Origin of the sequence: Cellulomonas sp. NPDC057328, assembly GCF_042667215.1 — a bacterium.
In the GTDB taxonomy this organism is placed as follows: domain Bacteria; phylum Actinomycetota; class Actinomycetes; order Actinomycetales; family Cellulomonadaceae; genus Cellulomonas.
On record NZ_JBHUZW010000142.1, the window covers coordinates 1 to 9772 of the forward strand.

The window sequence follows — 9772 nt, forward strand, 5'->3', positions numbered from 1 at the left end:
CTCCGGGACGGGCGCCCGCGGCGTCCCGGGCGCCGGCCGGTACGCTGGCGCCCTCGCCTCCTTAGCTCAGCTGGCCAGAGCAGCTGTCTTGTAAACAGCAGGTCGTCGGTTCGAATCCGACAGGGGGCTCCACCGCAGCGTCGCCCCGCACCTCGACGAGGAGGCCGGCATGACGGTCCCGTCCGCACCCGGCACCGGCGTCGACGCCGGTGCCCAGGAGGAGCCGACGGTCGTCCCGACGGCCGTGGGCGACCTCCGCGCCGTCGTCCGCACGCCCGCCGGTGCACCCGGGCCGCTGCCGGGCGTCGTCCTCGTCGACGGCTCCGGCGACGGCGACGTGGACGGGTGGGGCGGCTGGCCGACGTGGGTCGGCGACGCCGGCGCGGTCGTGCTGCGGCACGACAAGCCGGGCTGCGGCGGGTCGCCCGGCCGCTGGACCGACCAGACGCTCGAGGACCGCGCGCACGAGTCGCTGGCCGCGCTGCGGGTGCTCCGGGCCCACGCGGGCACGGCAGGCCGGCCGGTCGGCCTGTACGGCGTCAGCCAGGGCGCGTGGGTGGCGATGCTCGCGGCGGCGGCCGCTCCGGACGAGGTGGGCTTCGTCGTGTGCCACTCAGGGCCGGGCACGACGCCGGCGCAGCAGGAGCGGTACCGCGTCGCGACGGCGCTGCGGGCCGCCGGGCACGACGCCGCCACGGTCGCCGACGGCCTGGCGTGGCTCGACCGGCGCACGGCGCTGCTCCTCGACGGCGTGCCCGTCGAGGAGGTCCGGGCGGAGCAGGCACGCCACGCCGACGCGCCGTGGGCGGGGCCGGTGCTCGACGGGTACGACGACCCGGCGGTGCTCGGCTTCGTCGCGCGGGTCCTCGACGTCGACCCCGCCGACGTGCTGCCGCGCCTGCGGTGCCCGGTCCTCGTCCTGCTCGGCGGCGCGGACCCGGTCGTGCCCGTGCCGGAGAGCGTCCGGGTGTTCGCCGAGCACCTGACGCCGGACCCGCGCCACGGCCTCGCGGTGCTCCCCGGCGCCGACCACGGGCTGTTCGTCTCCCGCCCGGCCCCCGGCGTCCCGCGGCGCGACCAGCTCGCGCCCGCCTACCTGCCGACCCTCACCGCGTTCCTCGCCGACCGGCGCGCCGGCTGACGGGCGCCGGCGGCGCGCACGCCGCGCGGCGGCGAGACTGGCGTCGATGAGCCACGTCCCGCGCCCCGCCGCTCGCGCCGGGTTCCTGTCCCGGCCGGTGCTGCTCGGCGTCTACCTGCCCGCGCTGGTGTACGAGCTCGGCATGGGCGCGGTCGTGCCCGTGGTGGCCGTGCGGTCCGTCGAGCTCGGCGCCGACCTCGCGACCGCCGGCGTCCTCGCGGCGCTGCTGGGCGTGGGGCAGCTGCTCGCCGACGTCCCGGCGGGCGCGCTCGCGAGCCGCGTGGGGGACCGCAACGCGATGCTGCTGGCGTCGGCCGTCGCGGTCGTCGCGTTCACCGGCTGCGCGCTCGCCGACCGGGTCGCGCTGCTCGCGGTCGGGGCGCTGTGCGTGGGCGCGACGAACGCGGTGTTCATGCTCGCGCGGCAGGCGTACGTCACCGGGATCACCCCCGTGGTGCACCGGGCCCGCGCGCTCTCGACGCTCGGCGGCGTCGGGCGCATCGGCGTGTTCCTCGGCCCGTTCCTCGGCGCCGCGCTCATCCACGTCACCGCGACGCCCGCCGCGTTCTGGCTCGCCGTCGGCACGACGCTCCTCGCCGTCGCCGTGCTCCTCGCCGTCCCCGACGTCGCCGGCCCGCACACGCGCCCCGCCGTGCGCGCGTCCGTGCTGCAGGTGGTGCGCGACCACCGGCACGTGCTGCTGACGCTCGGGTCCGCGGTGCTGCTGGTCGGCGTCGTGCGCGGCGCCCGGCAGTCCGTCGTGCCGCTGTGGGGCGAGCACCTCGGCCTCGCGCCCGCGACGACGAGCGTCGTCTACGGCGTCGCCGGCGCGCTCGACGTGCTGCTGTTCTACCCCGCCGGGCGGGTCATGGACCGGCGCGGCCGGCTCGCCGTCGCGGTGCCGTCGATGCTCGTCATGGCGCTCGCGATGCTGCTGCTGCCCACGACGTCCACGGTGGCCGGGCTCGCGGCGGTCGCGGTGGTGCTCGGCGCCGGCAACGGCATCAGCTCGGGGCTGCTCATGACCCTCGGGTCGGACGTCGCGCCGCCCGACCGCCGCTCCGCGTTCCTCGGGGCGTGGCGGCTGCTGCAGGACTCCGGCAACGCCGCCGGGCCGCTCGTGGTCTCGGCGGGCGCGGCGCTGGGCAGCGTCGGCGCCGGCGTCCTCGCCACCGGCGGTGTCGCGCTCGCGGCCGCCGGCGCGCTCGCGCGGACGGTGCCGCGGTGGTCGGTGCACGCGTCGCGCCGCACCCGCGTCGCGGCCGGCCTGCACCCCGACGGTCGGCCCGTGACCGCGGACGACCCGCTCTGACGCCGCGCCCCCTGACGCCGCGCCCGCGTCAGAGCGCCGGGCCCGTCTCCTCCAGCAGGCGCAGGGCCGCGCTGACCCGCGGGTTGCGCGCCGGGTCCGCGTCGATGCCGAGCGTGCCGTAGACGGCGTACACGTGGTTCTGCACCGACTTCTCGGTGATGCCGAGACGCTCCGCGATGCCCGCGTTCGACAGCCCCTGCGCGAGCAGCCGCAGCACCTCGAACTGCCGCTGCGTCAGCTGCGCGACGGCCGAGCCGTGCCGCGGCGTCATCCGCTCGAGCAGCGCCGGGTCCAGCACCGTGCGCCCGGCGGCCGCGGCCCGCACCGCGTCCAGCAGCGTCGCCTCGTCCGTCATGCTCGTCTTCGACAGGTAGCCCCAGCCGTGCGCGACGTCCCGCGGCAGGTCCAGCAGCAGGTCCATCGCGTCGTGCGCGGACAGCAGCAGCACCCCGAGGCCGGGCTGCGCGCGGCGCAGCTGCACGCCCAGCGCGATCCCGTTCCCGTCCGGCAGGTCGATGTCGAGGACGACGACGTCGGCGACGCGGGGGCGCAGGGCCTGCCGCGCCTCGGACACGGAGGCGCACGTGGCGACGACGAGGAGAGCCGGGTCCTCCGCGACCGTGCGCTGCAGCATCGAGCGGAAGAGCGGCTGGTCCTCGACGATCGCGACCCGCAGCGGGCCGTCGGCAGGGATGCTCATCACGGGCAAGTATCGTCGCCCGGGACGTCGGGCGCGCGGGACGCACGCGTCGACGCGGCGGCAGTGGGGACGGGCATGGCGGGCACGGACGGGACGACGCCCCTCTCGACGCGCCGTGCCGACGACGCCGCCGACCGCCGCGTGCTGGTGCGGGCGTCCGGGCTGGTGGCGCTCGGCTACGGCGTCGGCGCGTCGTTCCAGACGACGTACATCTACTCCAGCCTGGTGCCGGGCTGGACCGACGTCGCGCTGTGGCAGCGGCTGCTGGCCAACGCGCTGGCGGTCGCCGTGCTCGTCGTCGCGCTCGCCGCGCTGCGCGTGCACCGGGCGCCCACGGGGTGGGGCGTCGCGCTGCGCACGCTCGCCGCAGCGGTCGTCATGGCGGTCGCGCGGGCGACCGCGCAGGTGGCCGTCGGGGTGTACCGGCCGGACGAGGCCGCGTCGCTGCGCGCCGAGCTCGCGGCCGCCGCCGTCACGGGCGCCGTGTCCGCGGGCATCGGCGTGTGGGTCATGCTCGACCGGCGGTCCGCCCGCCGCCGGGCACGGGCCGCCGAGCGCGCCGCCGTCGGCGTCGAGCTGGCCGTGCGCGCGCTCGAGGCCGAGGAGATCCGGGTGCGCCGGCAGGTCGCCGAGGGCCTGCACGGCACGCTCCAGCAGCGCCTCGTGCTGGTCGACGCGCGCCTCGCCGACGTCGAGGGCCGGTGGCGCGGCAGCGACCCGTGCCTCGTCGACGAGCTGGTCTGGGTGCGCGGCCAGCTCGCCGAGATCCGCGACGACGACGTCCGCCAGATGAGCCGCCTGCTCTACCCCGACCGCCTCGAGCTCGGCCTCGTGCCCGCCGTCCGGGCCCTGCTCGGCCGGCTGCCCGCGACGATCGCGACGAGCCTGCGCGCGAGCGACGCCGTCCGCACGCTCGACGACCCCACCCGCAGCGACGTCACCGTCGCCGAGCGGCTCCTCGCGCTGCGCGTCGTCGAGGAGGCCGTCACCAACGCGCTGAAGAACGGTCCCGCCTCCCGCGTGGACGTGCGCCTCGACCTCGACGGGGGAGTCCTCGTCATCGTCGTCTCCAACGACGGCGCGCCCTACGCGCCGCGGGCCGTGGACCCCGCGTCGGGGACGTCCCGGCTCGCCGAGCGGCTCGCGATCGTCGGCGGGCGGCTGCGCGTCGGGCCCGGTCCCGAGGTGGGCGCGCGGGTCGAGGCGCGGCTGCCGCTGCAGGCCGCGGGTGCGGTGCCGGGTCCGGGTCCGGGTCCGGGTCCGGGTGCCGGTACGGGCGCGGACGTCGCGGTGCACGGCGGTGCGCGGGACCCGGGCTGAGCCGGCCGCGCGGCTGCGCGCTCGGTGCGGGCCCGGAGGGCCGCGGGCCGACCGCGCTCAGTCGAGCGGCGCGGGCACCGGGCGCTTGGGCATGCGCGTGTCGCCCGACGAGCGGCCGCGCAGCCGGCGCGTCGCCCAGGGGTACGCGTGCTCCCGGAACCAGCGGGCGTCCGCGCGGGCCTTCTCGAGGCGCGGCACGGGCGGCAGCGGCGCGAGCGGGTCGTCCCAGTCCGCACGCTCCGGCGCCAGCCCCAGCGCGACCAGCGCCGCCTGCGCCACGCGCGTGTGCCCCTCGGTCGTCATGTGGATGCGGTCCGCGGCCCACATGCGCCAGTCGAGGAGGCTGCGCATGCCCCACGTGTCGAGCACGTACGCGCCCTGCCGGCGCGCGATCGACCACACGTGCGCGTTGTAGACGCCCACGCGCGCCCGGGTGGCCTTCACCAGCGGGCTCTCCCGCGAGTCGAACCCCGTGCCGAGCAGCACGTCGGCACCCGTGGCACGCACCCGGGCGACGGCCTCCTCGAGGTCGGCGGCGAGCCGGTCGACGTCCACGGACGGGCGCAGGATGTCGTTGCCGCCGCCGATGACGCTGACGAGGTCGGGCCGCAGCTCGAGGGCCGCCGGGACCTGGTCGTGCAGGATCGGCCGCATGAGCCGGCCGCGGACGGCGAGGTTGGCGTACTCGAGCGGCGGCAGACCGGCGGCGGTGCGGCGGCCCGACAGGTGCGACGCCAGCTGGTCGGCCCAGCCGCGCTGCGGGGCGTCCTGGCCGTCGGGCGCGTCCCACAGGCCCTCGGTGAACGAGTCCCCGACGGCGACGTACCGTCCCCACCGCGGCGGTGCGGCGTCGGTCGCGCCGGGGGTGCCGGCGGCGGGGGTGTCGGTGCCACGGGTGTCGGGCGGCGGGGTGGGCTCGGGGCGGTCGTCGGCACGCACGTGCCCACTATGCCCCGTCCGGGGGACACGGCCGCCACGGACGGCCCAGGACGCCCGCCCTCGGGCGGGGCCCGCGCCACACCGGGCCCCGCGCCGTGCCCTCGGTCGGGTGCCGCGCCTCGGTCAGGGGAGCGACCAGTCGACCGGCGGGGCGCCCTGCTCGGCGAGCAGCGCGTTCACGCGGGAGAACGGGCGCGAGCCGAAGAAGCCGCGGCTCGCGGACAGCGGGCTCGGGTGCGGGCTCGCGACGACCGGGACGTCGCCGAGCGCGGGGTGCAGCTGCTGCGCGTCGCGCCCCCACAGCACCGCGACGAGCGGACCGCCGCGCTCGACCAGCGCCGCGATCGCGCGGTCGGTGAGCTGCTCCCAGCCCTTGCCGCGGTGCGACGCCGGCGCGCCCGGACGCACCGTGAGCACCCTGTTGAGCAGCATCACGCCCTGGTCGGCCCACGGCGTGAGGTCCCCGGACGACGGCGTCGGGACGCCCACGTCGGCGGCGAGCTCGGTGAAGATGTTGGCGAGCGAGCGCGGGACCGGGCGCACGTCGGGCTGCACCGAGAAGGACAGTCCCATCGGGTGCCCGGGCGTCGGGTACGGGTCCTGGCCGACGACGAGGACGCGCACGTCCGCGAGCGGACGCCGGAACGCGTGCAGGACGGCGTCGGCGGCGGGCAGGTACTCGCGGCCGGCGGCGACCTCCGCGCGCAGGAAGTCGCCCGCGGCGCGCAGCGCGGGCTCCGCCGGGGCGAGGGCGCGCGCCCAGTCCGGCGCGACGAGCTGGTCCAGGGGTGCGGGCGTCACGGCGCCGCACGCTACCGTCCGCGTGCGGTTGGTCCGGGGGCCCCGGCACGGGGAATGACACCCGTGTTGTTCGCACGTAGCATGGCAGCGCCGTCCGCGAGGGCGGCGCACGACGTCCGGGCCCGTCCCGGCGCGTGCGGAGGACCGACGGACCGGAGGCACCATGGACGCCACGGCGAGCAGCGCGACCGCCACGCTCGAGGAGCCCCGCCCCGCCGACGCCGCGTCGTCGCTGTCGGAGCGGGACCAGGCGGTCCTCGCGTTCGAGCGGCAGTGGTGGAAGTACGCGGGCGCCAAGGAGCAGGCGATCCGTGAGCTGTTCGACATGTCGGCGACGCGGTACTACCAGGTGCTGAACGCGCTCATCGACGACCCGGCGGCCCTCGCGCACGACCCCATGCTGGTCAAGCGCCTGCGCCGCATGCGCTCCTCGCGCCAGCGGGCCCGCACGGCCCGCCGCCTCGGCACCGACGCCTGAGCCCGCGCGCGCCGACGCCCGCTACGTCCCGTACCGCCGGGTGCGCCGGGCAGCACGGCGCACGGACGGGTGCCGGCGTCCCCGACGCGCCGGGGTGCACCCGTTAGCCTTTCCGCCGTGAGCAAGGCCGACTACCCCTACCCGGACGACGAGTTCGACGCCGTCACGCCCGACGGGCCCCGCGGCGTGCACCGCGCGCCCCGCTCCGCCTGGAGCCGGTGGTGGCCGTTCCTCGTCGTGCTGCTGGTGGTGCCGGTGCTCGCGTACGGCGCCGTGGCGTACCTGTCCCGCACGGGCGACCTGCCGGTCGTCGGCGGCGGCGCCAACCCGCCCGCCGCGGAGGAGACGCCCGCGCCCGAGGACCCCGCCGGCGAGGAGCCCGCGACCGAGGGCGAGGCCCCCGCGGCGGAGACCACCCCGCCGCCCGAGGTGCCGCCCGCCGCGCCCGTGCTCACCACGCCGGTCGAGGTGCTCAACGGCGCCCGGGTGTCCGGCCTCGCCGGCCGCGTCGCCGACGACCTGCGCGCCGCGGGCTTCACCGACGTCACGCCCGACAACGCGACCGAGGACCTGCCGGACGTCTCGACCGTCTTCGTCGCGTCCGAGGACCTGCGCGTGACCGCCGACCTCGTCGGGACGACGACCGGCGTCACGACGGTCGAGGTCGACCCGGACCGTGCGCCCACGGGCATCGTCGTCCTGCTCGTCACCGACCCGGAGGCCTGACGCCGGTCCGCCCCTCCGGCGGTCCGCGGCGCCGTCCCGGACGCCCGTCCCGACGCCCCCGCGCACCACGCGTACGGACGGACGAACCCCCTGGTCACCGCTGTTCGGCCGCCACTAGGCTCCACGCACCGGGGCGACGGCGGAGCGTCCCGGACCCCGGACGGCGAGGAGCAGGGCATGGCGCAGGGCACGGTCAAGTGGTTCAACGCGGAGAAGGGGTACGGGTTCATCACGCCCGACGGCGGCGGTCAGGACCTCTTCGTCCACTACAGCGCGATCCAGAGCTCGGGCTACCGCTCCCTCGAGGAGGGCCAGGCGGTGGACTTCGAGGTCGGCCAGGGCAGCAAGGGCCCGCAGGCCGAGCAGGTGCGCCCGCTCTGACGCAGCCGCGGGTCGTGCGCCCGCACCCGAGCACCGCGGGCGTCGCCCGCTCCGACCGGCCCGGTCGCGGAGGTCCGCGACCGGGCCGTCGTCGTCCACGGACGGGGCTGCGCTGCTTGCACTCGCAGGGGTCGAGTGCTAACCATTGACTTAGCACTCTCCGGTGGGGAGTGACAGCAGCACCGGCCTAGGTGAGGGTCGTCGCGACGCGGGACGTGACCGCGCGCGCGGCCCGTCCGTCGCGGGCACCGACCGGCCGACCCACGAACCGGAAGAAGGATCACAGCCCCATGGCCAAGATCATCGCCTTCAACGAGGAGGCCCGGCGGAGCATGGAGCGCGGGCTCAACGTCCTCGCCGACACCGTCAAGGTCACCCTCGGCCCGAAGGGCCGCAACGTCGTGCTCGACAAGAAGTGGGGCGCGCCGACGATCACCAACGACGGCGTCTCCATCGCCAAGGAGATCGACCTCGAGGACCCGTACGAGCGCATCGGTGCGGAGCTCGTCAAGGAGGTCGCCAAGAAGACGGACGACGTCGCGGGTGACGGCACCACGACGGCGACCGTCCTGGCCCAGGCGCTGGTCCGCGAGGGCCTGCGCAACGTCGCCGCCGGCGCCAACCCGATCGCCCTGAAGAAGGGCATCGAGAAGGCGGTCGCCGCGGTCACGGAGCAGCTGCTCAACCAGGCCAAGGAGATCGAGACCAAGGAGGAGATCGCCGCCACGGCCGCCATCTCCGCCGCGGACACCCAGATCGGCGAGCTCATCGCCGAGGCCCTCGACAAGGTGGGCAAGGAGGGTGTCATCACCGTCGAGGAGTCGTCGGGTCTCGGCCTCGAGCTCGAGCTCACCGAGGGCATGCGCTTCGACAAGGGCTACCTGTCGGCGTACTTCGTGACGGACCCGGAGCGCCAGGAGGCGGTCCTCGAGGACGCCTACGTCCTGCTCGTCGAGTCGAAGATCTCGAACGTCAAGGACCTGCTGCCGCTGCTGGAGAAGGTCATCCAGGCCGGCAAGCCGCTGTTCGTCGTCTCCGAGGACGTCGAGGGCGAGGCCCTGGCCACGCTCGTCGTCAACAAGATCCGCGGCACGTTCAAGTCGGTCGCCGTCAAGGCCCCCGGCTTCGGCGACCGCCGCAAGGCGATGCTGCAGGACATGGCGGTCCTCACGGGCGGCCAGGTCGTCTCCGAGACCGTCGGCCTCAAGCTCGACACGGTGGGCCTCGAGGTCCTCGGCACGGCGCGGAAGATCGTCGTGACGAAGGACGAGACCACGATCGTCGAGGGTGGCGGCGACGCCGGCCAGATCCAGGGCCGCGTCAACCAGATCCGCGCCGAGATCGAGAACTCGGACTCGGACTACGACCGCGAGAAGCTCCAGGAGCGCCTCGCCAAGCTCGCCGGCGGCGTGGCCGTCATCAAGGCGGGTGCGGCGACCGAGGTCGAGCTCAAGGAGCGCAAGCACCGCATCGAGGACGCCGTGCGCAACGCGAAGGCGGCCGTCGAGGAGGGCATCGTCGCCGGTGGTGGCGTGGCGCTCATCCAGGCCGGCAAGCTCGCGTTCGAGAAGCTCGAGCTCGAGGGCGACGAGGCGACCGGTGCCCAGATCGTGAAGGTCGCGATCGAGGCCCCGCTCAAGCAGATCGCCGTGAACGCGGGCCTCGAGGGCGGCGTCGTGGCGGAGAAGGTCCGCAACCTCCCCTCCGGCCAGGGCCTCAACGCCGCGACCGGCGAGTACGAGGACCTGCTCGCCGCGGGCGTCAACGACCCGGTGAAGGTCACGCGCTCGGCGCTGCAGAACGCCGCGTCGATCGCCGGCCTGTTCCTCACCACCGAGGCCGTCGTGGCCGACAAGCCGGAGAAGGCCCCCGCGGCCCCGGCCGGTGGCGGCGAGGACTTCGGCGGCGGCTTCTGAGCCGGAGCCGGTCCAGCACCAGCTGAACGGACCGAGGGCCGGTCACCCCGTACGGGGT

General features: G+C 76.4%; 10 protein-coding genes and 1 tRNA gene. 8 read left to right on the plus strand and 3 right to left on the minus strand.

What is annotated here, in order from left to right; genetic code table 11:
- The first annotated feature begins 55 nt into the window (after positions 1 to 55).
- The 3 genes from ACFUMH_RS17355 to ACFUMH_RS17365 all read left to right on the plus strand — a co-directional run bounded on the left by ACFUMH_RS17355 (position 56) and on the right by ACFUMH_RS17365 (position 2453).
- Positions 56 to 132, plus strand: a tRNA-Thr gene (locus ACFUMH_RS17355).
- 37 nt (positions 133 to 169) lie between these two features.
- The gene (locus ACFUMH_RS17360; RefSeq protein ID WP_378208514.1) at positions 170 to 1141 is read left to right on the plus strand and encodes an alpha/beta hydrolase family protein; all 972 of its coding nucleotides are present in this window, start codon (positions 170 to 172) and stop codon (positions 1139 to 1141) included.
- Between the two features lie 46 nt (positions 1142 to 1187).
- Entirely contained in the window at positions 1188 to 2453 is a 1266-nt protein-coding gene (locus ACFUMH_RS17365) for an MFS transporter (RefSeq protein ID WP_378208516.1), read from the plus strand.
- A gap of 28 nt (positions 2454 to 2481) precedes the next feature.
- Here ACFUMH_RS17365 and ACFUMH_RS17370 read toward each other — a convergent pair whose 3' ends face one another.
- Entirely contained in the window at positions 2482 to 3153 is a 672-nt protein-coding gene (locus tag ACFUMH_RS17370; protein WP_378208518.1) for a response regulator, read from the minus strand.
- A 75-nt stretch (positions 3154 to 3228) separates the two neighbouring features.
- On the opposite strand from ACFUMH_RS17370, the gene ACFUMH_RS17375 reads away from it, so the two are divergent.
- The gene (locus tag ACFUMH_RS17375) at positions 3229 to 4473 is read left to right on the plus strand and encodes a sensor histidine kinase (RefSeq protein WP_378208520.1); all 1245 of its coding nucleotides are present in this window, start codon (positions 3229 to 3231) and stop codon (positions 4471 to 4473) included.
- Between the two features lie 57 nt (positions 4474 to 4530).
- Here the strand turns inward: ACFUMH_RS17375 and ACFUMH_RS17380 are convergent, their stop codons facing one another.
- Complete coding sequence (locus ACFUMH_RS17380) at positions 4531 to 5412, minus strand: SGNH/GDSL hydrolase family protein (RefSeq protein WP_378208523.1); 882 nt, start codon at positions 5410 to 5412, stop codon at positions 4531 to 4533.
- Between the two features lie 123 nt (positions 5413 to 5535).
- Positions 5536 to 6213, minus strand: coding sequence for a uracil-DNA glycosylase (locus ACFUMH_RS17385; RefSeq protein WP_378208525.1), 678 nt, complete (start codon positions 6211 to 6213; stop codon positions 5536 to 5538).
- A gap of 163 nt (positions 6214 to 6376) precedes the next feature.
- Here ACFUMH_RS17385 and ACFUMH_RS17390 point away from each other — a divergent pair, with 163 nt between their 5' ends.
- The 4 genes from ACFUMH_RS17390 (at position 6377) to groL (ending at position 9714) form a co-directional block, all read left to right on the plus strand.
- On the plus strand, positions 6377 to 6691 hold the full coding sequence (locus ACFUMH_RS17390; protein WP_378208527.1) for a DUF3263 domain-containing protein: 315 nt from the start codon (positions 6377 to 6379) through the stop codon (positions 6689 to 6691).
- A gap of 117 nt (positions 6692 to 6808) precedes the next feature.
- A complete protein-coding gene (locus ACFUMH_RS17395; RefSeq protein WP_378208529.1) occupies positions 6809 to 7417 on the plus strand; it encodes a LytR C-terminal domain-containing protein in 609 nt (202 codons plus the stop codon).
- 177 nt (positions 7418 to 7594) lie between these two features.
- Positions 7595 to 7798, plus strand: coding sequence for a cold-shock protein (locus ACFUMH_RS17400; protein ID WP_309135464.1), 204 nt, complete (start codon positions 7595 to 7597; stop codon positions 7796 to 7798).
- A gap of 290 nt (positions 7799 to 8088) precedes the next feature.
- On the plus strand, positions 8089 to 9714 hold the full coding sequence (gene groL / locus ACFUMH_RS17405; RefSeq protein ID WP_378208531.1) for a chaperonin GroEL: 1626 nt from the start codon (positions 8089 to 8091) through the stop codon (positions 9712 to 9714).
- The last annotated feature ends 58 nt before the right edge of the window (positions 9715 to 9772 follow it).

What these genes read in the sequence shown, in the direction of transcription:
- ACFUMH_RS17400 (WP_309135464.1), top strand. Translation starts at nt 7,595, where the DNA reads ATGGCGCAGGGCACGGTCAAGTGGTTCAACGCGGAGAAGGGGTACGGG.
- ACFUMH_RS17375 (WP_378208520.1), top strand. Translation starts at nt 3,229, where the DNA reads ATGGCGGGCACGGACGGGACGACGCCCCTCTCGACGCGCCGTGCCGAC.
- ACFUMH_RS17360 (WP_378208514.1), top strand. Translation starts at nt 170, where the DNA reads ATGACGGTCCCGTCCGCACCCGGCACCGGCGTCGACGCCGGTGCCCAG.
- ACFUMH_RS17370 (WP_378208518.1), bottom strand. Translation starts at nt 3,153, where the DNA reads ATGAGCATCCCTGCCGACGGCCCGCTGCGGGTCGCGATCGTCGAGGAC.
- ACFUMH_RS17390 (WP_378208527.1), top strand. Translation starts at nt 6,377, where the DNA reads ATGGACGCCACGGCGAGCAGCGCGACCGCCACGCTCGAGGAGCCCCGC.
- ACFUMH_RS17365 (WP_378208516.1), top strand. Translation starts at nt 1,188, where the DNA reads ATGAGCCACGTCCCGCGCCCCGCCGCTCGCGCCGGGTTCCTGTCCCGG.
- groL (WP_378208531.1), top strand. Translation starts at nt 8,089, where the DNA reads ATGGCCAAGATCATCGCCTTCAACGAGGAGGCCCGGCGGAGCATGGAG.